The 25,710-nt window shown below is 70.5% G+C and carries 19 protein-coding genes and 2 tRNA genes; 10 read left to right on the forward strand and 11 right to left on the reverse strand.

From position 1 onward, the window contains the following. The first annotated feature begins 34 nt into the window (after positions 1-34). The 5 genes from H6H00_RS00375 (at position 35) to H6H00_RS00395 (ending at position 5,697) form a co-directional block, all read left to right on the forward strand. Positions 35-1,600, forward strand: coding sequence for an AMP-binding protein (locus H6H00_RS00375; protein ID WP_255425495.1), 1,566 nt, complete (start codon positions 35-37; stop codon positions 1,598-1,600). Between the two features lie 46 nt (positions 1,601-1,646). Beyond that, complete coding sequence (locus H6H00_RS00380; protein ID WP_185719416.1) at positions 1,647-2,525, forward strand: ferredoxin family protein; 879 nt, start codon at positions 1,647-1,649, stop codon at positions 2,523-2,525. A 102-nt stretch (positions 2,526-2,627) separates the two neighbouring features. Then, a complete protein-coding gene (locus H6H00_RS00385; protein WP_185719417.1) occupies positions 2,628-3,116 on the forward strand; it encodes a PH domain-containing protein in 489 nt (162 codons plus the stop codon). Next, on the forward strand, positions 3,113-4,630 hold the full coding sequence (locus tag H6H00_RS00390) for a PH domain-containing protein (RefSeq protein ID WP_185719418.1): 1,518 nt from the start codon (positions 3,113-3,115) through the stop codon (positions 4,628-4,630). Before H6H00_RS00385 ends, H6H00_RS00390 begins: the two co-directional genes overlap by 4 nt. Continuing rightward, a complete protein-coding gene (locus H6H00_RS00395; RefSeq protein WP_185719419.1) occupies positions 4,615-5,697 on the forward strand; it encodes a glycosyltransferase in 1,083 nt (360 codons plus the stop codon). Before H6H00_RS00390 ends, H6H00_RS00395 begins: the two co-directional genes overlap by 16 nt. 7 nt (positions 5,698-5,704) lie before the next feature. Here H6H00_RS00395 and H6H00_RS00400 read toward each other — a convergent pair whose 3' ends face one another. After that, positions 5,705-7,237, reverse strand: a complete 1,533-nt coding sequence (locus H6H00_RS00400; RefSeq protein WP_185719420.1) for a helicase HerA-like domain-containing protein — start codon at positions 7,235-7,237, stop codon at positions 5,705-5,707. A gap of 139 nt (positions 7,238-7,376) precedes the next feature. Here H6H00_RS00400 and orn point away from each other — a divergent pair, with 139 nt between their 5' ends. The 5 genes from orn to H6H00_RS00425 all read left to right on the forward strand — a co-directional run bounded on the left by orn (position 7,377) and on the right by H6H00_RS00425 (position 12,001). After that, positions 7,377-7,979, forward strand: coding sequence for an oligoribonuclease (orn, locus tag H6H00_RS00405; protein WP_185719421.1), 603 nt, complete (start codon positions 7,377-7,379; stop codon positions 7,977-7,979). Between the two features lie 57 nt (positions 7,980-8,036). Beyond that, positions 8,037-8,112: transfer RNA gene (locus tag H6H00_RS00410), tRNA-His, on the forward strand. 211 nt (positions 8,113-8,323) lie between these two features. Continuing rightward, positions 8,324-8,396 (forward strand) — tRNA-Lys (locus tag H6H00_RS00415). 143 nt (positions 8,397-8,539) lie between these two features. Further along, positions 8,540-9,730, forward strand: a complete 1,191-nt coding sequence (locus tag H6H00_RS00420) for a tyrosine-type recombinase/integrase (RefSeq protein ID WP_185719422.1) — start codon at positions 8,540-8,542, stop codon at positions 9,728-9,730. A 333-nt stretch (positions 9,731-10,063) separates the two neighbouring features. Next, positions 10,064-12,001 (forward strand): AAA family ATPase, encoded by a 1,938-nt coding sequence (locus H6H00_RS00425; protein WP_185719423.1) that lies wholly within the window; start codon positions 10,064-10,066, stop codon positions 11,999-12,001. A 174-nt stretch (positions 12,002-12,175) separates the two neighbouring features. Here the strand turns inward: H6H00_RS00425 and H6H00_RS00430 are convergent, their stop codons facing one another. The 10 genes from H6H00_RS00430 to H6H00_RS00475 all read right to left on the reverse strand — a co-directional run bounded on the left by H6H00_RS00430 (position 12,176) and on the right by H6H00_RS00475 (position 25,480). Continuing rightward, the gene (locus tag H6H00_RS00430) at positions 12,176-12,769 is read right to left on the reverse strand and encodes a hypothetical protein (RefSeq protein ID WP_221775736.1); all 594 of its coding nucleotides are present in this window, start codon (positions 12,767-12,769) and stop codon (positions 12,176-12,178) included. Continuing rightward, positions 12,762-13,376 carry a uracil-DNA glycosylase gene (locus H6H00_RS00435; RefSeq protein WP_221775737.1) on the reverse strand — a complete coding sequence of 205 codons (615 nt, stop codon included), beginning with the start codon at positions 13,374-13,376 and terminating at the stop codon, positions 12,762-12,764. Before H6H00_RS00435 ends, H6H00_RS00430 begins: the two co-directional genes overlap by 8 nt. A 126-nt stretch (positions 13,377-13,502) precedes the next feature. Continuing rightward, complete coding sequence (locus H6H00_RS00440) at positions 13,503-13,856, reverse strand: hypothetical protein (protein WP_185719425.1); 354 nt, start codon at positions 13,854-13,856, stop codon at positions 13,503-13,505. A 387-nt stretch (positions 13,857-14,243) separates the two neighbouring features. Further along, complete coding sequence (locus tag H6H00_RS00445) at positions 14,244-14,513, reverse strand: hypothetical protein (RefSeq protein ID WP_185719426.1); 270 nt, start codon at positions 14,511-14,513, stop codon at positions 14,244-14,246. Positions 14,514-14,580: 67 nt separating this feature from the next. After that, on the reverse strand, positions 14,581-15,108 hold the full coding sequence (locus H6H00_RS00450; protein ID WP_185719427.1) for a hypothetical protein: 528 nt from the start codon (positions 15,106-15,108) through the stop codon (positions 14,581-14,583). Positions 15,109-15,682: 574 nt separating this feature from the next. Further along, positions 15,683-16,603, reverse strand: a complete 921-nt coding sequence (locus H6H00_RS00455; RefSeq protein ID WP_185719428.1) for a DUF5655 domain-containing protein — start codon at positions 16,601-16,603, stop codon at positions 15,683-15,685. Further along, positions 16,603-19,203 carry a DEAD/DEAH box helicase gene (locus tag H6H00_RS00460; RefSeq protein WP_185719429.1) on the reverse strand — a complete coding sequence of 867 codons (2,601 nt, stop codon included), beginning with the start codon at positions 19,201-19,203 and terminating at the stop codon, positions 16,603-16,605. Before H6H00_RS00460 ends, H6H00_RS00455 begins: the two co-directional genes overlap by 1 nt. Continuing rightward, the gene (locus H6H00_RS00465) at positions 19,200-21,227 is read right to left on the reverse strand and encodes a site-specific DNA-methyltransferase (protein ID WP_185719430.1); all 2,028 of its coding nucleotides are present in this window, start codon (positions 21,225-21,227) and stop codon (positions 19,200-19,202) included. The genes H6H00_RS00460 and H6H00_RS00465 overlap by 4 nt, the downstream gene beginning before the upstream one ends. 10 nt (positions 21,228-21,237) lie before the next feature. Beyond that, positions 21,238-22,749 carry an AAA family ATPase gene (locus H6H00_RS00470; RefSeq protein ID WP_185719431.1) on the reverse strand — a complete coding sequence of 504 codons (1,512 nt, stop codon included), beginning with the start codon at positions 22,747-22,749 and terminating at the stop codon, positions 21,238-21,240. Positions 22,750-22,753: 4 nt separating this feature from the next. Next, positions 22,754-25,480 carry a hypothetical protein gene (locus tag H6H00_RS00475; protein WP_185719432.1) on the reverse strand — a complete coding sequence of 909 codons (2,727 nt, stop codon included), beginning with the start codon at positions 25,478-25,480 and terminating at the stop codon, positions 22,754-22,756. Positions 25,481-25,710: the final 230 nt, after the last annotated feature.

The following is a 25,710-nucleotide window of genomic DNA, read 5'->3' on the forward strand; positions in this document are numbered from 1 at the left end:
GCGTCCGGGCGGGCGCGCTGCGAGGATCGGCGCCGTGAACCAGGTGTGGACCACGGCACGGGCGGTGGCGGACGAGGCGGTCGGCACGGCGCGCGCGCTGCGCGAGCTCGGCCGGGCCGGGCTGATCGGGCCGGTGCGGCCCGACCGGCTCGCCCGGATGGCGACGGCGGCGGTGCGCTACCGCCTCAGCGTCGCCGCCGGGTACGAGGCGGGGGCCGCCCGCCACCCCGACCGGGAGGCGATCGTCGACGACGACGGCGTCCTCACCTTCGGCGAGCTGCACGAGCGCACCGACCGGCTGGCGCAGGCGCTGGCCGCGACCGGGGTCGGCGAGGGCACCCGGGTCGGCGTGCTGTGCCGCAACCACCGCGGGCCCGTCGAGATGCAGATCGCGGTGGGCAAGCTGGGCGCCGACGTCGTGCTGTTCAACACCGGCATGTCGGCCGGGCAGCGCGCCGACGTCGTCGAGGAGCTGGGGGTGCACACCCTGCTCGCCGACGCCGAGTTCACCGACCTCCCCGACTCCTGCCGCGTCGTCCGCGACCTGTCGGACCTGATCGCGCGCGGCGGCCCCGACCCGCTGCCGTTCCGCCCCGCGGGCGGGCACACCATCGTGCTGACGTCCGGCACGACCGGTCCGCCCAAGGGCGCCCGCCGCCCCCCGCCGCACAACCTCGCGCCGATCGCCGCCGTCCTCGGCTCCATCCCGCTGCGCGCGGGCGAGCGCGTGCACATCGCCGCGCCGCTGCTGCACACCTGGGGCCACGCGGCGCTGCAGCTCGCGATGCTGCTGGGCTCCCCCGTCGTGCTGAGCGCGAAGTTCGATCCCGCGCGGTTCCTGGAGATCGCCGCGGGGTGCGACGCGGTGTTCGCCGTCCCGGTGATGCTGCAGCGGGCGATGGACGAGCCCGCCGGGGGCCGCATGGCGCGGGTCGTCGCCGTCAGCGGGTCGGCGCTGCCCGCGGGCCTCGCGACGGCGTTCCTCGACCGCCACGGCGAGGTGCTCTACAACCTCTACGGCTCCACCGAGGTCTCCTGGGTGAGCATCGCCGGGCCCGCGGACCTGCGCGCCGCCCCCGGCACCGCGGGCCGCGCGCCGCTGGGCACGCGGCTGGCCGTCCTCGACGAGCACGGCGACGAGGTGCCCGCCGGCACCGAGGGCCGGGTGTTCGTCGGCAACGACATGCCGTTCGAGGGCTACACCCGCGAGGGGGCCGACGTCGAGCGGGCCGGGGACCTCATGGGCACCGGCGACGTCGGGCGGATCGACGAGCACGGGCGGCTGCACCTCACCGGCCGCGCCGACGACATGATCGTCAGCGGCGGGGAGAACGTGCACCCCGGCCCGGTGGAGGACCTGATCGTCGCGCGCCCGGAGGTGCGGGAGGCGGCCGTCGCGGGCGTCGACGACGACGAGTACGGGCAGCGCCTGGCCGCCTACGTCGTGCTGGAGCCGGGGGCCTCGGTCGACGAGGACGCCGTGCGGGGCTGGGTGAAGGCGGAGCTGAGCCGGTTCGCCGTGCCGCGCGACGTGGTGTTCCTCGACGAGTTGCCGCGCAACGCGACCGGCAAGGTCGTGCACCGGGAGCTCCCCTCCTGACCGTTCACCCGAGCGGGTAAGGGCACCCTTACGGTAGGCTCGTCCGATGACGGGTCCCGACGGTCGCTGCGCGGTACTCGCGCGGGCCCTCGACGAGCCGCTGGCCGGCACCGCGCCGCAGGCCGCGCGCTGGGTCGCGCTCGAGCACCGGGGCGCGTGGCCGCGCGACATCGCCGCCCACCCCGACCCGTCGATCTCCGGTTTCGCGGCCCGGGCCAGCGCCGCGGGGTGGCGCCCGCTGCTGATCCGCCGCCCCGGGCGGCGCGCCTGCGACGGGCCCACGCGCGTGTTCCTGGCCGACACGGTGCCGGGGGCGTCGCGCACCACGCTGCTGACGGTCGCCGGCCCCCGCGAGCTCACCCGGGTGCCGCTGCCCCGCGCCGGGACGCCGCTGCCCGGCGAGCCGGTCCGCGACCCCCTGCTGCTGGTCTGCACGCACGGCCGTCGCGACCGCTGCTGCGCCGTCGACGGCCGCGCGCTCGCCGTCGCCGTCACCGCCGTCGGGGAGCCGGACGTGTGGGAGTGCAGCCACCTCGGCGGCCACCGCTTCGCCCCGACCGCGCTCGTGCTCCCCACCGGCTACCTCTACGGCCGCCTCGACGCGGCCACCGCGATCGCCGCCCGCAAGGCCGCCGCGCTCGGCGAGGTGGAGGCCGGGCTGAGCCGGGGGCGCTCGACGTGGTCGGCGGCCGGGCAGGTCGCCGAGCTCGCCGTCCGCGAGGCCACCGGACTGCGCGACGCCGACGCGCTCACGCTGGACCCCCTCGCCCGCCCCGGCACCGTCGTGGTCTCCGGGCCCGCGGGCCGGCGGTGGGCGGTGGAGGTGGCCGAGCGCCCCGGCACCGGCACCCGCCCCGCCTCCTGCGGCGTCGCCGCCCTCCCCTACGTCGCCCTGCACGCCACCGCGGTCCACACCCTCGCGTAGCGGCGTCCGGGCCGCCCGGATCGCCGCCGACCTCGCCCCGCACGCCGCGGGCGTGCGGGTCGCGCAGCTCCGCGCGTCCACCGGCGGGGCATGATCGGGTCCATGACCGTCGAACCGCCGCTGCGTCCACCGGCGCACCAGGTGAGCCCCCGGGCCGTCCGCTGGTGGCAGCTGCGCGCGCTCCCCTGGCTGGTCGTGCTCGGCGTGCCCCAGCTCGTCCTGCTGCTGGCGACCGGCGCCCCAGCCTGGCCCTGGACGCTCGCGGCCACCGTCGTCGCCGTGCTCGCCTACGTCCTGGTCGTGCCGCGGATCCTGTTCCGCATCCACCGGTGGGAGATCACCGACGAGGCCGTCTACACGCTGTCGGGCTGGCTCGTGCGGGAGTGGCGGATCGCGCCGATCTCGCGCGTGCAGACCGTCGACACCCAGCACGGACCGCTGCAGCAGCTGCTGAAGCTGGCCACGGTCACCGTCACGACCGCCTCGGCCCGGGGCGCGGTGAAGATCGCCGGGCTGGACGCGGGGGACGCGGCCGACCTGGCCCGCACCCTGACCGAGACGACGCAGGCCACCCCGGGCGACGCGACGTGACGGCCGTCGACCGGGTCCTCGACGACCGGGTCCCCGGCGAGCAGCCGTGGCGGCGGCTCGATCCCCGGATGCTCGTCGTCGGGCCGCTGGGCAGCCTCGCGCGACTGGTCCCGCTGGTGCTGATCCTGCTGGTCACCGGCGGTACCGGCGACCCGGTCCGGCTCTGGATCGCCGCGGTCGCGGCCGGGGTCGTCGTGCTGGCGGGGATCGTCCGCTGGCGCACGACGAAGTACCGGATCACCCCGGACCGCGTCGAGCTGCACACCGGCTGGCTGCGCCGCCAGCGCCGCTCGGTGCCGCGCGACCGCATCCGCACGGTCGACCTCACCGCCCGCCTGCTGCACCGCGCGTTCGGGCTGTCGGTGGTGCAGGTGGGGGCGGCGTCGGGCTCGCCGCTGGAGTCCGCCGGGCTGAGCCTCGACGCCGTCAGCACCGCCGAGGCCGACCTGCTGCGCCGCGAGCTGCTGGACCGCTCGGGCCCCGTCCCGCGGCAGGAGGCCCCGCCGGGTGAGCTGCTCGCCCGCCTGGACTGGTCGTGGCTGCGCTTCGCCCCGCTGACGTTCTCCTCGATCGCGGGCATCGGCGCGATCGGCGCGACGCTGTTCAACGCCCTCGACGACCTGGGGGTCGATCCGCGCGACATCGGCGCCGTCGACGACGCCGCGGGCCGGTTCACCAGCGCCCCGATCTGGCTGGGGGTCCTCGTCGTGGCGGGCGTGCTGCTGGTGCTCGCCGTCGTCGGGGCGCTGCTCCTCTACGCCGAGCGCTGGTACGACTACCGCCTCACGCGCGAGGCCGACGGGACGCTGCGGGTGGAGCGGGGGCTGCTGACGCGGCGCTCGCTGTCGGTGGCGGAGCAGCGGCTGCGCGGGGCCGAGGTCGTCGAGCCGCTGCTGCTGCGGTGCGGGCGGGGCGGGCAGACCCGGGCCCTGTCGACCGGGCTGTCCCGGGACGCGCAGGGCGGGGCGCTGCTGCCGCCCGCCCCGCGGGCGGAGGCGCACCGGGTGGCGTCGGCGACGCTGCGCGCGCACCCGGCGGAGATCACCGGGGCCGCGCTGCGCCGGCACCCGGCCGCCGCGCGGACCCGCCGCCTCACCCGCACCCTGGTCCCCACCGCGGTGGTGTGCGCCGGCGCGTTCCTGCTCGGCCCCGGCTGGGCGGGGCCGGCGTCCCTGCTGCTCCTGCCCCTCGCGGTGCTGCTCGGCCTCGACCGCTACGCCCAGCTCGGCCACGAGCTCACCGCCCGCTACCTCGTGGCCCGGCAGGGCTCGCTGGTGCGCACCACCGTCGCCCTGCAGCGCGACGGCGTGATCGGCTGGACCGTCCGGCAGAGCGTGTTCCAGCGCCGGGCCGGGGTCGTCACCGTCGAGGCGGTGACGGCGGCGGGCCAGGGCGGCTACCCGGTCCTCGACGTCGCCGCGGCCGACGGGGTCGCGCTCGCCGACGCCGCGGTCCCCGGCATGCTCACCCCGTTCCTGCACCGGACGGAGGACCCCCGATGGCCCGCATCCTGATCGTCACCCGCGGCGGCGACCCGACCGCCCTGGGCATCGGCACGGAGCTGGTCCGCCGCGGCCACGACGTCCGCGCCCTCGACCACGCCGACCGGTACGCCGCGGTGAACGGGGCGGGGCTCGGGTTCGCCGCCTACACCCACGCGGCGGCGTGGTCCCCGGCCGCGCAGGTGCCGGAGAACCGGTTCCTCGCCGCCCGCGTCGCGCTGGCGCTGGACCCGGGTGCCGGCGTCGACGTCCGTGCGGAGCTGGTCCGCCGCCGCCCCGACGTCGTGCTCGTCGACGCCACCTGCCTCACGGCCGTGCGGGAGGCGGAGCGCTCCGGGATCCCGACCGCGGTGCTGGTGCCGACGCTGCACCGGTTCCTCGCCGAGCGCTGGGCCGCCGGCCCGCTCGGGCTCGCCTCCCGGTTGCGGCGGCTGCGGCCGACCACCCTGTGGGGCCGGGCCGCGCGGGTGATCGTCGCGACCGACCCCGACCTGGACGGCCCGCTGCCCGCGGGCGCGGTGCACACCGGTGCCGTCACCGGCCGGTTGCGCCCCCCGGCCCGCGAGCCCGACGTGCTCGTCGCCGTCGGGCTGGGGACGGGCGCCTACCCCGGGCAGGCCGAGCTGCTGCAGCGCGTGCTCGACGGGCTCGCCGACCTCGACGGGCAGGCGCTCGTCGGCATCGGGGACGGGGTCGACGGCGACGCGCTGCGGGTGCCCGGGACCGTGCGGCTGCACCGCAGGCTCGACCACGCCGACGTGCTCTCCCGCGCCCACCTGCTGATCGGCCACGGCGGGCACGCCAGCACGCTGCGGGCGCTGGCCAACGACCTGCCGGTGCTCGTCCTGCCCGGCCACCCGCAGCTGGTGCACCCGATGATCGGCGCCGCCGTCGAGGTGGCGGGGGCGGGCCGGGCCCTGCCGCCGGACAGCCCGCCCGAGGTGATCGCCGCGGGGGTCGCGGCGCTGCTCGCCGACGGCCCGCACCGGGCGGCGGCGGCCGCCGTCGGGGCCCGGATCCGGTCGCGGGACGGGGCCGGGGCCGCGGCCGACGAGCTGGAGTCGCTGCTCCCGGGGTAGGTCCCGGTCAGCGGCGTCGGCGCGTCCCGAACATGCCGCGGGTGATCTCCCGGCCCAGCGCGCTGGCCGCCGAGCGCAGGAACGACCGCACCACGGGTGAGCCGAACGCCTTCTCGACGAAACCGGGCTCGGCCCGCTCCTCCCGCGCGCGCGGCGGCGGGGCGTCGGCCGGCGCGGGGGGCGGCGGGACCTCCGCGATCCGGGCCGTCAGCTTCTCGTAGGCCGACTCGCGGTCGACGGTCGTGCCGTACTTGGGGTGCAGCACGGAGCCCCGCGCCGCCGCCGTGATCGCGTCCCCGCCGATCGCCGCCATGAGCGAGCGCGGGGCCCGCATCCGCGACCAGGCGACGGGCGTCGGCGCACCGCGCTCGGAGAGCACCGTGACGATCGCCTCGCCGGTGCCCAGCGACGTCAGCGCCTCCTCCATGTCGTAGTGCTTCGTGTTCGGGTAGGTCTTGACGGTCTTGCGCAGCGCCGTCTGGTCCTCGGGGGTGAACGCGCGCAGGGCGTGCTGGATGCGCGCGCCGAGCTGGCTGAGCACGGCGTTGGGCACGTCGGTGGGCAGCTGCGTGCAGAAGAAGACGCCGACGCCCTTGGACCGGATGAGCTTCACGGTCTGCTCGATGCGCTCCAGGAACGCCTTCGACGCGTCGTTGAACAGCAGGTGCGCCTCGTCGAAGAAGAAGACGAGCTTGGGCTTGTCGAGGTCGCCGGCCTCCGGCAGCTCCTCGTAGAGCTCCGCGAGCAGCCACATGAGGAACGTGGAGAACAGCCGCGGGTTGGCGGCCTGGTCGGCCAGCTCCAGCAGGGTGACGACGCCCTTGCCGTCGACGAGGCGGATCAGGTCGGACGGCTCGAACTCGGGCTCCCCGAAGAAGTCCTCGCCGCCCGCGGCCTCCAGGTTGACCAGTGCGCGCAGGATGACCCCCGCCGTGGCCGAGGAGACGCCGCCGATGCCCTTGAGGTCGGCCTTGCCCTCGTCGCTGGTGAGGTGCTGGATGACCGCGCGCAGGTCCTTGGTGTCGAGCAGCGGCAGGCCCTGCTTGTCGGCCCAGTGGAAGATCAGGCCGAGCGTCGACTCCTGGGTGTCGTTGAGGTCGAGCACCTTGCTCAGCAGGATCGGGCCGAACTGCGTGATCGTCGCCCGGATCGGCACGGCCGACGAGCTGCCGCCCAGCGAGAGGAACTCGACGGGGTACGCGGTGGGCGTCCAGTCGTCTCCGGTGTCCCGCGCCCGCGAGTCGATCTTCGGGCCGGGCTCGCCGGGCCGCGACAGCCCCGACAGGTCGCCCTTGACGTCGGCCAGCAGCACCGGGACGCCCGCGTTCGAGAGCTGCTCGGCGAGGCCCTGCAGCGTCTTCGTCTTGCCGGTGCCGGTGGCGCCCGCGACGAGGCCGTGCCGGTTGAGCGTGGCGAACGGGATGCGGACCCGCGCCGTCGGGTCCACGACGCCGTCGACGACGACGGCCCCCAGTTCCAGCGCCGCCCCCTCGGTGGCGTAACCGGACGCGATCTCCTGGGCAGCGGTGTCGTTCTCCACGAGCGCGCACCCTATCGCCCCCGGCCGGGCGCCCCGCGATCATGCGGCGGCAGGTCCCGGACTCCGCGCCCACCCGGCCGGGCGACGGCGATGGCGTGTTCCGGCCGCGCTCGGAGCCCCCAGCGCTTACGCTGCGTCGGTGAACGACCGTCTGGTGTGGATCGACTGCGAGATGACCGGCCTCGACCTGCAGCGTGACGCGCTGATCGAGATCGCCTGCCTGGTCACCGACGGTGAGCTCAACGTGCTCGGCGAGGGCGTGGACGTCGTCATCCACGCCGACGAGTCCGCGCTCGCCGCGATGCCCGACGTCGTCCGCGACATGCACGCGCACTCCGGCCTCACCGACGAGGTCCGGCGCTCGACGGTGACGCTGCGCGAGGCCGAGGAGCAGGTGCTGGCCTACGTCCGGGAGCACGTGCCCGACGTCCGCACCGCCCCGCTCGCCGGCAACTCGATCGGCACCGACCGCGGCTTCCTCGCCCGCGACATGCCCGAGCTCGACGCCCACCTGCACTACCGCATGGTCGACGTCAGCTCGATCAAGGAGCTGTGCCGCCGCTGGTTCCCGCGGGTGTTCTACGCGAAGCCGGAGAAGGGCCTCGCCCACCGCGCGCTCGCCGACATCGAGGAGTCGATCCGCGAGCTCGCCTACTACCGCGGCACGCTGTTCGTGGCCCAGCCCGGGCCGAGCACGGAGGAGGCCCAGGCCGTCGCCGCCTCCCTCGCACCCCGGGGTTAACGGCTCGCGGGGTCGCGATAGGCTGGAGAGGTTCCCGGCTGCGGCCGGGTGCGCATGGTGGGTGTAGCTCAGCTGGTAGAGCACCTGGTTGTGGTCCAGGGGGCCGCGGGTTCAAGTCCCGTCACTCACCCCATGCGGTCCGGTCCGTCGTCGGTCACGACGCGGCGGTCGCGTCCGGCACCGCGTTGTCGGCCTCCTCGCACAGGTCGCGACCGGGCGACGCTCAGCTGCACGACGTCGAGGCCCGGGTGGTCGAGGGCCGAGCCCCCCACCCCCGACCCGGTCGACGGGCCGCCGGAGAGGCTGTGTTAGCGTTTTCGAGTGCTCGCAGGAGCGCATCGCACGCGCCGTTAGCTCAATTGGCAGAGCAGCTGGCTCTTAACCAGCGGGTTCGGGGTTCAAGTCCCTGACGGCGCACCCAAAGTAGCAGGTCAGAGCTTTGTCGCTCTGGCCTGCTACACATTCGGGAAGATCGAAGTCAGCGGAAACTCACCGCTTACCCTTCCCGGAGCTGATGCCTCGTGGCACGTCCACCTCTCGCGCTCGGTCATCACGGGACCGTGCACCTCACCCGCAAGGGCAAGGGCTGGGCGGCCCGCTGCCGCGTCCGAGACCTCGATGGCGTGACCCGGCAGATCGAGAAGCGCGGCACCTCCCGCGCAGCGGCGCAACGCGCCCTTCAGGACGAGCTACGCCAACGCCACGGCCAGCGGGTCGAAGCACTCCGGCCCTATTCTCGGTTCCGCGACGCGGCCGACATGTGGATGCTGAAGATCCGGGAACGGCGGGCCGACTCCACGTATGACCTCTACGCGCACTGGTTGAACAAGCTGGTTCTCCCCCAGCTCGGCGAACTGCGCCTGGTCGAGTGCGACGTCGCCAACATCGACGCCTTCTTCTCTCGGCTCGAACGCGCCCGCCTCGCCGTCGTCCAGGACGACGGCTCGATCGCCAAGAAGCCGCACTACGCCGCGGCGACCCGCCGCACGGTCCGCAGCGTCGTCTCCGGCGTCCTGCAGCAAGCCGTGCTGCACCAAGCGATCGGGACGAACCCGGTGCGCAACCTGGAGCGCATCGAGTCTGCCAAGGGCCACCAGGCGCCTTCGCCGCGCGGGCTGACACCCGAGGAGCGGCGCCAGCTCTTCACCTACATCGACACCGACCCGGTCTCCGTCGCCGCCGACCTCCCCGACCTGATCCGTTTCGCCATCGGCACCGGCCTACGCATCGGCGAGCTGTGCGCCGTCCGCTGGCGAGACGTGAACCTGGAAGGCATCGCCGTCGTCAACGAGAACGACATGCGCCTCGTGCCGGTCGTGGCGGTGCGCCAGAACGTCTACCCGGTGAAGGGCAAGGGCCTGTCGGTCCACGGTGGCAAGACCTCCATGGCGCTGCGAATCGTCCCGCTGCCCGAGTTCGTTGCCGACCGCCTCCGACTGCGGCGACACGGCGACGAATCGCCCGACTGGCCGGTGTTCGCCTCCGCCGGCCGCAACGGTCAGCTCACCTACCGGTGGCCCTCAACGCTCCGTCGCACCGTTCGGACGGTCCGAGCGAAAGTCGGTTTGGACTGGATGACTCCGCACTCCTGGCGCCGCACCTACGCCACGATCCTCGACGACGAGATGACCCTGACCGACCGGGCCAAGGCCGACCTGATGGGCCAGGCCAAGTTCCTGAAGGACGCCTACGTCAGCCGCGGCGAGCTACACCCAGACGCAGCGCTGTTCATAGACGCAGCGCTACGGTAAGCAACGAATCGACCGACCACGAAGATCATGAGCAAACGTAGAGACGCTTGTCGTTCTCGCACAGCCGTTCGACCGCTGACGGCTCCCCGGCGGGCCGGTCGTCGCAGGCCGGGATGCGGGTCGAAGGGAACCGTCGGACCCCACGGCTACTGTGATCGATACGGAAAACAGGACGCCCCGGGCACATCGCTGGGCGACAGGCTCCGGGGCGGACTTCCTGATTGGCGTCTGGAACCTACCTCGACCACTGCATCGGGTGCACTACTGCACCCGGATCGAGTGGCGCTTGTCGCGCGCGTGACCGCCCTGGGCTGCGATACGAGGAGGTCAGCCATGCGGCTGGTCGATGCCCACGTCATGAACTACCGCTCTATCGAGGACTCGGAGATGTTCGAGGTCGATCCCGAGGTCACCTGCCTGGTCGGGAAGAACGAGGCCGGCAAGACCGGTCTGCTGCAGGCGCTCTACCACCTAAACCCGGTGGAGAACGTCCCCGAGTTCGACGAGCACGTCGACTTCCCCACCAAGCGGATGAAGCAGAAGCGTGAGTACCGCCGGGACCAGATGATCCCGGTGGTCACGGCGACGTTCGAGCTCACCCCGGGCGAGGTCGCCCACGTCGACGGGGCCCTGGGCGAGGGCGTGCTCATGAGCACGCAGTTCACGCTCACCAAGGGCTACCGGGCCTTCCCTGGTGGGCAATGGCAGTTCCAGTACTCCGAGCGCACGATCACCGCGCACCTGGTCGCGCAGCTCGATGCGACGGCTCGCGAGATCGTCGGTTCCGCCGCGTCGGTCGAGGCACTCGTGACCACCCTCGAAGCCGAGACGGAGCTGCACAGCACGTCCAAGGCGGTCCTGGAGAAGGTCCGAGGCTGGGGCGGGACCGCATCGCACTGCGTGCTGGCGCAGGTCAAGCCGATGCTGCCCCGATTCGTCTACTTCGAGGACTACGACCGGATGCCGGGCAAGATCGCCATCCCCGACCTGGCCAAGCGCTACGCGGACGGCACTCTGACCCGCGGTGAGGCCGCGCTGTTCAACTTGTTGTCGATGGCCGGTACCGACCCCGAGGACTTCGACGACCAGAGCAACCACGAGCGCCTCATCCGGCTGCTGGAGAACGCCGGCAACGGGATCTCCGAGGAGGTGTTCGCGTTCTGGACCCAGAACACCGGCTTGTCGGTCAAGCTGGACGTCAAGCCGCCGGAGAAGGGCGTCACCGGCCGGCTGAGCGAGGGCACGAACCTGCAGGTCCGCGTCTTCAATGAGAAGCACGGGGCCTCGGTGCCATTCGACGAGCGCTCGCGCGGGTTCGTCTGGTTCTTCTCGTTCCTGGCCTACTTCACCGAGCTCGAGGAGGCTCAGGACACCGACCTCGTCCTGCTGCTCGACGAGCCGGGCCTGTCGCTGCACGGCCGCGCCCAGGAGGACCTCCTGCGGCTGATCGACGAGCGCCTCGCCCCGAAGCACCAGGTCCTCTACACCACGCACTCGCCGTTCATGGTGTCGTCGACACAGTTCGGCCGCGTCCGCACCGTCATCGACCACGACCCCGGCGGAACCCGGGTCTCGGCCGAGATCTTCAAGGCCGACGATGACACCGCCGCGCCGCTGCTCGCGGCGATGGGCATCGACATGAGCCAAACCCTGTTCATCGGCGACAACACCCTGCTCCTCGAAGGCCCCAGCGACCTCATCTACATCGATGTCCTCAACGACGCCCTCGCCCAGGAAGACCGGATCACCCTCGACCCCCGGTGGGTCAAGGTCCCCGTCGGCGGCGCCGGGAAGCTGTCCACCTTCGTCACTCTGCTGGGGTCGAACAAGCTCAATGTCGCGGTGCTCATCGACTCCAGCACGAAGGACCAGGGTGCGGTGAGGCGGCTGCACGACAACGGCCAGATGCGACCCAAGGCCCTGATCAAGCTCAGCGAGATCATCGGCCGGACCAACGCCGACATCGAGGACCTATTCGACCTCGACTTCTACCTCGCGCTGGTCAACGACGCCTACAGCGACAAGCTCCCGAGCGCGATCACTCCCGGGGATCTGAACAACGACGACCCGCGCGTGGTCAGCCGCATCGAGCAGTACTTCCGCGAGGGCAACATCAACAACGGTCACTTCGACCACTACCGCCCGGCAGCGGTCCTGCTGCGTCCTGGCGCTGTCACCTCGACTCCCAGCACGACCACCCTCGACCTCGCCGAGCAGCTGTTCGAGCGAATCAACAAGCTGATCGTTAAGAACCGCGGGGCACGCCGATGACCGTCCAGCACTACTCCGACCTGGCTTAACGCATTCGTCGGAGGCCAAGGAGGCCTGGCGCGACGGCGGCGATGTCGTTGACGAGATTACCGCCGGCGTGCGGGCCATGCGAAGAGGCGGCCGCGGGCTGGGCTGGGCCCGCGGCCCGTGTCAAGGTCGTCTACTCGATTCAGCTCAACCGCCGAGCTGAAAGAGCGCGGTGTCCACGCGACGCGCGCTCCAGTCGTGGCCGGCCTCAAGGAGGACTGCACGACAGTTCTCGACGATCGTCATGAAGCGCCGGTAACGACCCGGGCGGTTGTTGAGATCGAACCCGAGTTCGCTGACCGCGGCGTGCGCGCGCCGGTCGTAGACGGCCAGCCGGTCGGGGGCGGCAACGAAGCAGACGGTCGAGGCCAGGGCGTCGCCGGTTCCGAAACCGGGTAGTGGCGAGAGAGCTCCGCGTGCCTGACCAGCGGCATCCGGAACGGACAACGAGGCGTCGTTCGCGAATGTGACTGCTTGGGCGGTGTGGCGCCTGACTTCGGCGTCGGGCCAGCTCATCAGCTCCGCTGCCCACCGGGTGTCCGCACGCAACCTCTTCCATGTCGTCAGGGCGGCGATGTCGAGCTTGCCGACGCTCCCGACATCACCGACTCGCGCGATCACCTCAACAACAACCTCGTCGTAAGACGTCGACACCGAATCTTGGTAGGCGGCGTCGGCCTCCAGCAGCCGCCGAACACACGCAGCGGCCATCCCGATCTCGTCGTTCGCCGGCTCACCCACGCCCGAGCGCTCCTGCGAGTTGCCGGTAGGCAGCCTCTCGATGCTCCGCGCGGGCCTGGCGCACGTCAGGGTCGGGATGGAACAAGGCCTGCCGCCCGGGGTGGAACGTGGCGATGACCGTCCCGGCCCGTCGTGCTCGAGCCGGGTAACGCTTCACCAGCCGCGCCCAACCGTTCCGGGCGTCGTTGCCCTGCAGGAACACCACCCGCACCTTCGTCATCAGATCGAGCAGGTCGATCAGAGGTTGAACGCCGTCATCGAGCTGGGCCGCCTTCGGAGCGGCGTTGATGTACCAGGGGTAGGCGTTCCACGGCGTGACATCGCCCGGCAGCACCCCAACCTTCTCGAACATCGTCTGCTGCCGCTCCGCGGTCGGATCGTCGTTCTCGATGCACAAGAACCCGGACCCCGAACCCACCTGCGTAGCCGGTCCCGGGTCCCGCAGCACGCTGAGCACCTCGGCGTTGATCCCGCCGTGCAGCGGCGCCACGTGCGGCATCCATCCGCGGGTTTCGTCGCGCAGCGAGTCGACGAGCTCGTTGATCGGTTTGACATGTGCGGCGTAGCGGTCCGCTTCCTGCGCGGCCCGGAACGCTGACTCGGCCATTCGTCTCGGCATCCGCGCAGCTTGTCGCACCTGCGGGCGGCCGTACAGCTCCCGGGAACCCTTCCGGCGACTACAGGGGTCTGATCGTGCTCGACCGCCGACGAGTTGATCTCGCGGGTAGCGGTTTCACGACGCGGCGCACACGGTCTGTTCAGCGGCGTCGACGATGGCTTCGGCCTCTTCGGTGGTCACCGTGTAGCTGCCGCCTGAGAACCGCTCGACGGCCTGAGGAATCGCAACCTCCGGGCCGCGCGCGATCGAGTCGCAGCTGTTCGCGCCGCGGCGCGCGAGCCGCTCCGGGTTCTCCGCCAAGGGCGGCGCAATCGTCGCAACCTGTTCGACAAACGCCACCTCTGCCGGCGTGAGCGCGTCCGGGCCGGCCGCTGGCGATGGACTGATTGTCGGCGCCGGTGACGGCGCCGCGCACCCGGTGAGGACGAGCAAGCTGCCAAGAATCAGTACGAACCGGATGAAGACCACGCTCCTCCATCGCGCGACATCGACGCCCGTTACCTGGCTCGTCGATCTTGACGAGGAGACTGTGGATCTAATGGTGGCGCTACCGCCCTGGCCGCCTCGACGTGCCATCACAGGGCCGCGCTTCCCCGCGGTCGACAACAATCAGAGTCGACGTGCGCCGCGAAGCCGACGAGGCCGGTGCGTTGCACGTGATCGCAGTCCTACTCGACGACTACCCGGTATCGACGCACCGGTCATCGCGGACCGGCCGGGCAAGATCTTGCGCTGCACTGCGCTCGAATTCAACGCCGGCCGCGACGTGCCCATCGGGATCCGCCGAGCCGTCCGCCACCTCGCTGACGCGGTACGCGTCGAGATGCAATCCTGTGTAGCCATACAGCTGAGCCTCTACCGACGGGCGCGCTCGAACCTCGGCACGGTCGCAGCGAGATCGAACAGGTCCACGTCGCCCTGCTCGGTCACCCCCGGAATCACGACGATCAAAGTGTCGGCCACACGAATCCGGTACTCCTGGCGGCCGCGATCCATCGCGGCCACGACGAGAGCGTCGGATGCCGCTTCGACCGCCCCCGCCCGCGTTGGCGTGGCGCCACCGGCAAGGGTCTGCACGTTCTCCGCTCCGGCGCTGAGTACTCCGACGGTCCAGATGGTGTACATCCGCGCAGGATCACGGGTTCGGGGCGGCCGCGTCGGCGGCCGCCCCGAGTTGTCCACAGTTGTGCGGCTACTCGTCCTCGGTGGGGTTCTCCCCCAACAACCGGGCCGCCTGGCGCCACGCGCGCAGCATCGAGGTGTACGCGGTCGCGTCGCACACCGCCCACGTGACCGGGCCGACCTCGATCCGCAGCATCGCCGGAACCGCACCACCGGCACGGGCGGGCACGAACGCCGAGTTCACCTTCGGCAGCCCGGCGAACCGGATCATGGCCGCGACCGTCGTCGGCCCGATCAGCAACGGCCGACGGCCCGCGACCGCCGGGGTCAGCGACTGCGCGCCGATCGCGGCTGCGCTCCACCCATCGGCGACCGCCCGCGCGGTCACTCCCGCACGGAGGTAGACCAGCACGGTGCCGAGGGTGAGGCCGAGCTGCTGCTCCGCTGTCCCCACGTGGGCAAGATCGAGACGAGCGGGAACGACTCCGGCGGCGCGGACGGTCAGGTTCGTGACCACCGAGGACTTCGTGATCATCCGCGCCTGCGCGGTCGGGCTCGGCTGCTCGACGGTGCGGCTGCGGTCGGTGCGTGCGGGCATGGTGGCCTCCCGGTGTTGGTGGGCCTGTCGGCCCGTCCCCTTGGGGTGGCGGGGAGTTGTTTCCCCCGCCGCCGTAAGGCGATCCGGCACGGCCGTCGAGGCTCTCCGTCAAGGGCGGCCGCCAGGCCGTCGCGTAGCGACGCGTAGCGCAGCGGAGCGCCCTTTACGGTGAGTGAGGCCGTGCGAAGCCACAGGGCCGACAGGCCCCCGCCGAAGGCGGTCCATCGATCTCATTCTTGGCCCGCGCGGCCGTGAGCGCGCACAGGACAGCCGGTGGCCTCCTGCGCACGCGCCCGCTCCGGAATGTCAGGGGTTCGCCTCACACTGGCCGTCATCGGCCCTGCGCAGGACAAGCTGGTGGCCGCCATGGGCGCTGGCGCGCCCACGCTGCTGGTCCCGATACTGGAGCGAGAGGCCGACGTTCACGCGGCGCTCGCCGCTGACGCGCTGATGCCATCTTCAGGGCATGCCCCGGAGCCGAGCGTGCTCGGACCGATGCCGCCGCCCTGCTCGGCCGGATCGACCCGCCCGAGTACGGGAGTGATCACGCCGAGTAGGTGCGGGCGCGAGACGATCAGCTCGCTTCGTAGCTTCGCTTGAGCAACGGCTCGGCCAGCGCCAGGTCGTCAGCGGTCCGCAGGCGCAGCTCGAGGTCACCGGTACCGAAGTGGCCGATGCTGCTCACGTCGCGGCTGAATCCTTCGACCAGGTCGACCGTCTCCGGGTCCACCTTCAGGAAGACCAGGAGAACCTGCTTCTGTGGGTGCACCTCTACGCACGCGAAGTTCTTGAACCGCTTATACGCGAAATAGTTCTGGCGCTCGGTCAACTGGATGTCGTCGCCGAGTGCAACGAGCCGGGCGTCGAGATCGGCGTAGAGGTTCTTCAGGTTCTGAGGAGCCTGAGCGAGGGCGGCGCCAACAGTCTTCGTCGCGGCCGACGAGCCGGCCTTCGGCGAAGCTTGATGTGGGGTTGCCTTTGACGTGGTCGACGCAGCAACGGTGAGTAGTTCGAGCGCCAGGAGCTGCCCACCGAAGTCCCGATAGCGCACGAGCTCGATGCTCCGGTCGATCTGCTGTACCGCGTACTCGTCGTACCGGTCGAAGCCGCCCGCTACACACACCAGGCGGGGGTTCACCCAGTCGATGGTCTTGGCGGCGTCGGCGTCAAGCCGCTGGGCGACGAGCTGCACGAACTCGGCCCGGTGGTCCAGCAGCCAGTCCAGATAGAAAAGGCCCTGGTTGATGACGTTCTCGGTGCTCGTCCGCTTGTACTCGAAGATCACGGGAGAGCCGTTCTCGTCGAGCCCGAGGGAGTCGATCCGGCCACGGTGCTTGACCCCGGTCGAGTACTCCGAGGCGAGGAACCGGACGCCGAACAGCGTCGCCATGTTTTTCTCGATGAGTTGCTGGAGGTTCTTCTCCAGCGCCACGGCAGTGCCCGCAAGCTCCACGGCGGTGCCCCCGGTGATCCGGAACAGCTTGAGATCACTCATCAGGCGTGCTTCGCGGCGTCGTAGTCGATGGCGAGATCGGACTTGTAGTACTCGATGGGCGTAGAGTCTCCCCGGATCAGCGCCTCTCGGACGGCTGGGAGCTGGAGGTCGAGAATCCGCATCGTGGTGCCGATCTTCGTGACCGCCTCGATCCGATGGAATCCGCCGCCGTACTCCTGCGCGAAGAGGGCCAGACCCTTCAGCTTCACCAACGAGTCGTCGAGGTGGTGGCCGTGCGGGTCCACGATCGACGCCCGGACCACACCGCCCACCTCGTTGAAGAAGAGGAAGTCCGGATGCATCGAGCGCCAGTTGCCGATCGCGTCCCGGTAGGTGACACCGAGCGAATCGACGGCAGCGCGAGCCGGGTTCCGGTACCAGCCGACCGAGCCGGGCCGATCCAGCTCGGCGACCACCACATCCCGTTCCCACTCGTTGAGCGACGAGATCGGGAACTCGCCGTTCCCGTCCGACATGAGGTGCTTACGGACGAGCACGGCGATGCCGATCTGCCCCGACTCATCGACGGTCTTGTAGTCCTCCATCCGCGAGCGTGGGCGGGTGAGCTCCCCGCGTTGTGGCTCCGTAGCGAGAGCACGGATGACCTCGTACTGCTGCTGGTGCTCGTCGGGGAGGCTCCTGATCTCCACCCGGTGCTGGGCGAACCACGCCTTCGCCAGCTCGTCGGCCTCCCGGTCGACCTTGACCCTGACCTCCGGGACCGTGGCGAGCGCGGAGGTCCGGACGTAGGCGTCGCGCAGGTCATCGTCGGCGTCGTCGTCGGGACCGGCAAGGTGGTTGACGTAGGACTGGGCGACGTCGGCACCGAACGCCTTACGAGCGGCGTCGAACGCGACCCGGATGGCCCGGTCGTCCGCTCGTTCGACGAAGTCCGAGTAGACCAGCTGCTTCGCTCCGACAGTCCCGGCGATGGACTGGCCCCGCACGGCCCACACCTCGAAGACGGCCCCCTCTAGCTGCTTCGCATAGAGCGTGGCGTAGGCGTCGAGGATCCGGTGCAGCTCCTCCTCGACCTCCTTCAGCGCGCCCGGACGGATCCCGTCGCTGGACAGCCTCTCGGCGAGCGCGACGAGCCGCTTTACCGGGCGCGCCCCGCGCTGCGGCACCGTGAGCGTGGGCAGCGCGTCCCAGCACTCCCACACCGATCCCTCGATCTGCTCGTTCGGGCGGAGCTCCCGCCCGTCCAACAGGACCTTCCTGCCCGATCCCGCCGGCATCTCCTCCAGCTGCCCGGTCAGGAACTTCACGACGTTCCCGGCGGTGGTTCGGTCGAAGAACGGCAGTATGCAGTCGACGGCGTTGAGCCGCTCGTCTCCCGGGACGCGACGGGCGAGCGGGTTGCGCACCATCCGGCCGAGCAACTGGGTGATGTGGGTGTGGTCCTTCGCCGGCCGGAACGACACCAGCACCTCGGCCCTCGGGCAGTCCCAGCCCGTTGAGATGCCGTCCTTCGCGATCAGGACCCGGACCTTGGTCGTCTCCTCGACCCGCTGCGGCTCTATCCAGTCGACCTCCCACGAGCCGAACCGCTGCACCGAGTGGTCGCCGAGGACGTGACGGACCGCGTCACCGCTCAGGTCGGGGTACTCGGCGAAGATCACGTCCAGCACCCGCCCGAGGTCGTCGGGGTTGGGTGTGTTCGGGGACTGGAGCACCAACAGTGGCCGCACGACGTCGGTGGACCCCTGCGCCTGGGCGTAGGCCTGCCATCGCTCGGTCGACTCCCGGAGTTTGCGGGCGCCCCGCCGGACGAGCACGGTGTCGAAGTTGCCGGCCTCGGCGGGGATGTCCAGCAGGACGGTGTCCTTGACGAGGCCGGACTCCTGCACCCGGTTCGGGTCGACGATGACCGACGGCAGGGCGCGACGGCTCTCGTCCGCGTCGGCCGCCTTCATCGCGTCCCGGAACTTCTCGATAGTCGCCGAGATCCCCCACACGACCGGGATCGGCGGATAGCCGGCGTGCCCGTTGACCAGGCGACGGACGATCGTCGGCTTGTCGGTCGTGGTTCTGGTGTTGAAGCCGCGGTGCGCCTCGTCGAGGATCAGGTACACCGTCAGGTCGTCGTCGCCGATCGTGTTGGCGATCGTCTCCCAGATCGTCCATCCCTGCATGTCCGGTTGGGCAGCCGCGTCCATCCCGGGCAGCGGCTGGGCGTCCGGATCCGGCTGGTGACCGCGCGTCAACAGGGAGTTCTTGGTCAGCTTTCCGGTGTTGAGGAAGTACACCTTGCCCGGATCCAGGCGGGGCTTGGAGAACGGCGGCGCGACCGCCACGAGGTCTGACGAGACCAGCTTCTCCGACGCCTCCATCAGCCGCGACCGGGTCTGGTCGTTGAGGTTCGGGTCGTCGGAGAACCAGATGACGACCGCGCCCGGGTCGGCCTCGAATGTGTCGCTGCCGTAGAACAGCGCCTCGATCGCAGCGGCCGCCATCACCGTCTTGCCGGCGCCGGTGGTTGCCGACAGCGAGAACGACGACTCCCGGCCGTCGCGGTGGAAGATCGTCCGCGCCTGCTCCAGGAGGTTCAGGACGTCACCGACCGCGTCCTGTTGATAGTCCTTGAGCGTGAACTTCATCGAGCGCCCCTCCCGGACTCCAGCTCGAAGTTCCGGAGGTAGGCCGCGTAGAGCCGCACCGGTTCGACGTGTTCTGGCAGGTCGCGGCACATCGACTCGAACAGCCAGTCCTCATCGGTGACGACGAACGCGAGCGCCGCGTCGGGCTCGTCGGCCAGCGCCCGAACGAACTTCTCGGCGTGGTCGAAGTCGGCGATCACACCGTAGGTGTCTGCGACGTCCCACCCCGTCGAGATGTCATCGATTCGCCGTCCGCGGGAGCCGGCCCGCAGCCACAGAAGCGGCGCGATCCGCCCGAACTCGCGGTTGCTGGCGACGCGGAGGGGTGCCTCGTAAGTGAGGTCGAAGAACTCGACGTTCGCAGGGACGGTGTCGTCGTAGGTCGAGCCGTCGGGGCGCTCACCCGTGGCCACTGTGGTGATGCGGGGTCGTGTGACGTACTCATGGACGCCTTTCGCCTCCCACTCAGCATCTCCCCTGCGGTGCCCCGCCTTCGTCAACACCTGCGCTACCTTCGCATCCAACTCGTTGTTGGTGACGAGGATCGACAGTCGGGTGCCGCCGTCCTCCTCATTGAGGCGCATCACGGCCTCGGTGGTGGTGCCAGAGCCACCGAAGAAGTCGAGGACTACCCCGTCACTTGGTGCGGCAAGTCGGATCCACCGCCTCAGCACATCGTGATCTTTCGGATTCGGAAATCGTCGATCTCCGAGGATTGCAATGAGCTGCCGCCCAGAGGAATTTCGATCGCGAATGAAGACTGACTCCGGAACGTGTGTATCCATGGTGTCTAGATACGAAACGCCGCCAGCACCAGTTGTGTGATCGGGTCCGAAGTACACGAGTCCTCGCGCAATCATCTGAGACATGGTCTCTCGCGAGTACCGCCATCCATTTGGATGCATACGAACGGGTCGACCTGTGACAGGATGGAGGAGCTCATATTGGAGATTCGGTCGCGGGTTCGGGCTTCGAAGATCGGCGTCGGTTCGGATTGGCCGCCCATTCTTATCCAGATTGACGAATCGCGTTACGGCATCCGACGACGTTCCCTGGCGCTTGAAGTTGCGGATCCATGCTCGCCACTTGACCGTGGCCGCAGTGTGATCCCCACCGCATTCAACCCAGATCGAAGCTGCAGCAGCTAGAGCCTCGTCTACGCCAGGCTTCTTTTCACGCCACCGGACGCCCTCCGCAGCCAAAGCTGACTCGTTCTTTGCGAAAATCAGCATATAGTCGGCACCGTTTGAGACGTAGCGAGAGTCGTTTTTCCGACCACCTTGCCAAACCACATCCGAGAGGAAGTTGCCATCGCCAAAGACCTGGTCGAGCAGCATGCGGAGCCGATGATGCTCGTCGTCACCGATCGCGACTATGATGATTCCGGTTTCCGCGAGAAGCTCCCGCGCAAGTACCAGGCGCCGCTCGATGAAGGCGAGCCATTTTGAGTGCCGGTAGAGGTCGTCACCGCTGACGTAGCGGTCGTTGTAGATCCAGTCGGCGCTGCCGGTGTTGTAAGGCGGGTCGATGTAGATGCAGTCGACCTTGCCGCGGTGGGTGAACAACAGAGTCTGCAGCGCGTGGTAGTTCTCGGCGTTGATGACGGTGTGGAACGGCGTGTCGCCGCCGCGCTCGACCTTCCCAGTGGAGACGAGCCCGGGGTAGATGGGTTCGCGAAACTCCGCTACTACCACCAGATCGGCTACGGTGACCGACTGCGAATCCTCCCCGTCCAGCGACTCCAGCGCCGCAGCCCGCGCGTCGCCCGCCCTGTCGATCGACGCGACCCGCCACAGGCGCTCGTCCGACTTCGTCGGCATTGTTCCGCGCGGAGGCAGGATCCTGACCTTGTCACCACGCCTTACCTGCCGGCCGGGGAGCTCGACTGCTTCGGGGGTGTGCCGTTCGAAGTTCAGGCCGAACGAACGGCGGTCCGCAAGAGCTCCGACCTCGCGCTCAAGGTCGTCGGCAAGGGCCGGGTCCTTCAGGCGGAGCTGGCGGATCAGGTCGTTCAGCCGGGACAACGGTGCTCCTTCATGCCAATTCGGGATCAACGGTCAGCGTGCCACGGGCGAACGTCGCGAGGATGCGCTGGTGGGTCTGGCGTGGCAGGTGCCGGTTGCCGGGCTCGCCGAACGGCGTCCCCGGACGCGCCGGGGCCTCGCCCAGGAGCCGGCCGAGCCCCGGGCGGGAGACCATCAGTAGCCCGTGGGTGGCGCGGGTACACGTGACGGCGAGCCGTCCGAAGGCGGAGTTGAACTCGTCGAGCTGCGCGGCGCCGGTCAGCGGGTGGATCGCGACCGTGATGCCGTTCGTCTGCCCCTGCCACGAGTCCACCGTGGACGCCACGAGTTCGGTATCGCTACACGCGTGCTTCGCCCGCAACCGCTCGACGACGTTGGTCGCGTCGTCCACTGCCTGGTTTCGGGTCGCCAGGACCGCGATCAGCGGGTCTCCGGCGCCGTCCCCGGGGCACGCCGTCAGCGTGGTTCCGGTCGGGGACCCGGCGTCGTCGTACTGCGCGTACTCAAGCGCGAACCCGGACGACAACAGCTCGTCCAGGAGCGACTCGACCACTCCCATCAGTGGGAGGTCGATGTCGGCAGCTTCGGCGTCAGGCAGACCCTCGACCTCCAGCAGCGTCGGCACGCCGGTGCCGACCTGACGCCAGATCGCGGCCGCCGGCCCGGACAGCCCGTCAGCGACGAGCGCCCGGTCACCCGGCGCGGCGACGCAGTGCAGCTCGCCCCACTCCGGATAGAAGGCCCGCCAGAGGTCGAGGTGGCCCGCCGCCGGCCGCCAGACCGCGGGGAGTTCGACGGCCCAAGTGCGCTCGTCGGCGTCGAACGCGGTCGGCCACGCGCGGTAGGGGTTGAACCCCGGGTCGCCCCGCCACGGGTTCGTGCCGATCTCCATCGGCGGGAGCTGCCCGACGTCGCCGACCCCGACCGTGACTGGAGCCGCCTTCGCGACCTTGTCGAATAGGTGGTGGGGAAGCTGCCACGCTTCGTCGACGAACAGGACGTCGAACGGCGAACGGCCGTGATGCGCGGCACCGAGGTGATCGGTCAGCCGTCTGAGCTCCCCGATCGCTCCCAGCTTGTGAGAGGTCGAGATGATCACCTCTGCCTCGTGCGGGATGTCCGACGTCGTGGTGACCACGGTCGCGCACACAAGAGCGTCCTCGGGGACATCGTCGTACCTGTCCTTGGAGACGAACAGGCACACCCGGTCCTTCCCGAGCGTTCGCCCCAACGCGGTCGCCAGCGGGTGGATCTGCTTGTTGGTGAACGCGACGATCGCCACCCGTGTGCAGCTCGGATGTGCGACGGCGTCGCCCACCAGCCGCTTGAGCACGAAAGACTTCCCGGCGCCGGCCGCCGCTTTGAGCAGGATCCGGTCAACCGGCGCCGTGCCCGAAAGGGCGTCCCGCAGGACCCCTGTCGCCTTCTCGGCGACCGCTGCGTTTCCTCCGGCCGCCCGGGCGTGATGGACCCCGCCAGTTCCGGTGTCCTGGCCGCCCGGTTGGACGAACTCGATCGTCACGACGTCACTCCAGATCGTCCATGGTCACGTCGTCGGGTGGCGCTGTCGGGGGCTCGGCCGTCGCGTCCCCGGTAGGAGCTCCGGCCGGACCGACCTCGAACGCGTCACCGTCGACGACCGGTGGCCACACCTGCGGATTGAGCTCGCCGTTGGCGCGACGCACGGCGAGCTGGTCGGACCAGTCGGCCTCGGCGTCTTCGTGAGGTCGGCAGCAGTACTGGTGGGCGTCGGGGTCGCTCGCGTACGAGTCGGGCTCGCAGGTCACCTTGGGCGCCGACACGTCGTCAGCCTTCGGCCGGCCGACGTTGAGCGCTGTGTTCTTCTTCAGATCGGAGAACCATGCGAAGTCCGCGACGATCAGCCGGTCACCCACCGACACCGTCGGGACCGTCGCGGGGGCCCAGCGCAGGCGGCGCGGCGCGTTGACGTCACCCGCAGACGAGAGCGGACCGATCGACAACCCAACGAACTTGAAGCTGCCCTTCTGCGCAGTCATGGCGATAGCCGGGTGCTCGACGCACGGCTCGTCGTTGACGTGCAGGAGCACGATCCTGGACCCGTCCCCGATCCGGCGCGACGCGACATCCAGGACGAGTGGATCCGCCCGGACGACGGTTGCGATGGCGATTTCCCGCACGCTCGCGTCGGTGGCGAGGTCGTTGGCCACCTGCGGGTTCGCCAGCGCGAGCAGCTGGCTGTGGCACCGGCCGTCGCTCTCGATCACGGGCACGAGCGAGTTGCGCCAGTGGCGGTAGGTCCGCCCGAACCGCACGAGGTCAGACGCGTGCAGCTCCAGACGGCGCCGCCACACCGCCTGGGCGTCGCCTTCGATCGCCCGATGTACCTCACGAAGCGTCGAGTCCGGGACGGTGTCCAGCACGTCCAGGGCTCGTTCGAGGATCGCGGACTTGTACTGGAGTTCCTCGGTGACGAGCTCGGCGTACCTCTCCGGATCGGCGGGGCCCTCCCCCGACCCGCGGCGACGCGACCGCGTTCCCGCCAGAGCCCGGTGGATCGCGTCCGACCGCCGGTTCGTCAGCCGTGCGCCTGGTGAGTGTTCCGAGGACTCGATGTCGTCCTCGAACGGCCTGGGGTCGACCGGACCGGGTTCGCCCCACGCCACCAGGTAGTCCAGGCGCAGAGAGGCGATGGAGGGCCCCCCGGCGATCAGGTGGCGTGCCAGCACCGCCCGGACGTCGACGATCGGCGACCGGAGGGTGAGCGCGCGGGCGCGGTCCTCCTCCAGTAGGAAAGACACCGCTGTTCGGTCGGACTCGGTCAGCCGAGGCGGGATCTGCGCCGGCTCGCCGTTGAACGTCAACGGCTCCCGGCCCGCAGATCGATCTTGCTCCCAACGCAGCCGGCTGAGCTCGATGCCAGCCAGGTTGTCGGCGATCGAGGCGAGGATGTCGGCGGTCGACTTGTCGGCTACGGCGAGGTGGATCGGGCCGGGTGCCTCTCTATTGGTTCTGCGTTGCTCAGCCATCGCCTTCGCCAGGTCTGCTCCGAGCAGGCGCATCACGTCGCGGCGCGTCTGCGGAGACTGAGGGTCATCGAAGACGGTGACCTGCCACGGACCGCGGCCCTGTGCCGTGATTCGCTGCAGGGCGATCCCGTGGAGGCCGAGCGCGGCGGCGTCGGACTTGGCGACGACGACGTTGACGGTGCCGGCCTGGCCCGCCTGGTCGGTGCGCCTCTGCCCGGTCAGCCGGCCTACACCGTCGAGAGTCGCCTTCACGTTGGCGACCACGGACGCCGGCGCCGTGCCGGCCGCGCCCGTCCCGTCGACCAGGCCGACGACCTGGCCACGCACGTCAACTGGAACGCCCAGCTCGACCAGCAGGTCGGCCGGCTCATCCGAGGTGCGGAGCTCGTGGCGGCAGTAGGAGAACAGCGTGCACGTCGTGCAGGTCGCCGGGTCGAACGTCGCCTGAAGGTGAGCGACGAAGGCCGAGACGCTCGTGACGGCGTCGTAGGGCGCCTCCGCGGCCTCGCGTCGTCGCTCCGCGACCCGCATCCGCACCTCGGCCCGGTGGTCGTCGAGCGACTCAACCAGAGCCTCGGGCTGCAGGAACGCGTTGCGCGGCGCGGCCAGAACTCCGTGGGAGTGGACCGCCATGTCACGCGGCAGGCGAGACCAGGCCGCCGCGGACTCGGCACCGAGCGCGACCTGGAGGAAGCCCTTGAGCAGTCGTGTGTCCTCGATGCGTGAGCGGACCCGCTCGTAGTCCTTGGCGTCTCCGACGATCAGCCAGGACCCATCATCCTCGCCTGCCTTCGGCGCGACCACGGCGAAGTCGGGCTTGACCTCGGTGGCGGGGCTCTCCTCGAAACCGACGAACGGGACTGCGAGCCCATGGATCAGCGTTGCCGCCCCGTTCGCCGTCGCTCGCTCATGTGCTGCGACGAGCAGGGCTGCGGTCCGGTCAACGCTCACGTGCGCGTTGACAGTCACGACCTCGGTGGGACGGTTCAGGGCCAGCCGTCCCACCGTGGTCGTCGCGACCTCGCTCGCGAACTTCGGACTGCGCACGAGGCGCTCAAAGGTCATCGCCCGCATCCACCGAGCTTCGGGGATGCGACCCGAATCGTCCGCGAAACCGATGTCAGTAGCGAGCTTCCGGCGCGTCCGTCCGACGACGAGCGGGTCGGTGCCGCGGAAGCGCGCGCAGGCAGCGTGTGCGGACGCGGCGACGGCGCTCGACGCGCCCCCGGGCGACGCACCACTCATGCCGAACCCCTCGGCCCGCTGTCTCGTCGCGACCAGTCGTCGATAGTCATACGGCCCCCCAGCACGTGCGCTTCGTCACGCCAGACTAGTGAGGACCTCTGACGGGCTGTGATCGGGCCACTCGATTGAGTGACAGCTACGTGCGGTATCCGTAGTCAGTCGGGCGCAGATGACGGCGGCCGACGTGGAGATGGCCGGTAGACGTTGCGCCCGCAGGGCGGGCGCCGGCC

It is taken from the genome of Pseudonocardia petroleophila (genome assembly GCF_014235185.1).
Lineage (GTDB): Bacteria > Actinomycetota > Actinomycetes > Mycobacteriales > Pseudonocardiaceae > Pseudonocardia > Pseudonocardia petroleophila.

What these genes read in the sequence shown, in the direction of transcription:
- H6H00_RS00380 (WP_185719416.1), top strand. Translation starts at nt 1,647, where the DNA reads ATGACGGGTCCCGACGGTCGCTGCGCGGTACTCGCGCGGGCCCTCGAC.
- H6H00_RS00385 (WP_185719417.1), top strand. Translation starts at nt 2,628, where the DNA reads ATGACCGTCGAACCGCCGCTGCGTCCACCGGCGCACCAGGTGAGCCCC.
- H6H00_RS00395 (WP_185719419.1), top strand. Translation starts at nt 4,615, where the DNA reads ATGGCCCGCATCCTGATCGTCACCCGCGGCGGCGACCCGACCGCCCTG.
- H6H00_RS00425 (WP_185719423.1), top strand. Translation starts at nt 10,064, where the DNA reads ATGCGGCTGGTCGATGCCCACGTCATGAACTACCGCTCTATCGAGGAC.
- H6H00_RS00435 (WP_221775737.1), bottom strand. Translation starts at nt 13,376, where the DNA reads ATGGCCGAGTCAGCGTTCCGGGCCGCGCAGGAAGCGGACCGCTACGCC.
- H6H00_RS00445 (WP_185719426.1), bottom strand. Translation starts at nt 14,513, where the DNA reads ATGTACACCATCTGGACCGTCGGAGTACTCAGCGCCGGAGCGGAGAAC.
- H6H00_RS00450 (WP_185719427.1), bottom strand. Translation starts at nt 15,108, where the DNA reads ATGCCCGCACGCACCGACCGCAGCCGCACCGTCGAGCAGCCGAGCCCG.
- H6H00_RS00455 (WP_185719428.1), bottom strand. Translation starts at nt 16,603, where the DNA reads ATGAGTGATCTCAAGCTGTTCCGGATCACCGGGGGCACCGCCGTGGAG.
- H6H00_RS00460 (WP_185719429.1), bottom strand. Translation starts at nt 19,203, where the DNA reads ATGAAGTTCACGCTCAAGGACTATCAACAGGACGCGGTCGGTGACGTC.
- H6H00_RS00475 (WP_185719432.1), bottom strand. Translation starts at nt 25,480, where the DNA reads ATGAGTGGTGCGTCGCCCGGGGGCGCGTCGAGCGCCGTCGCCGCGTCC.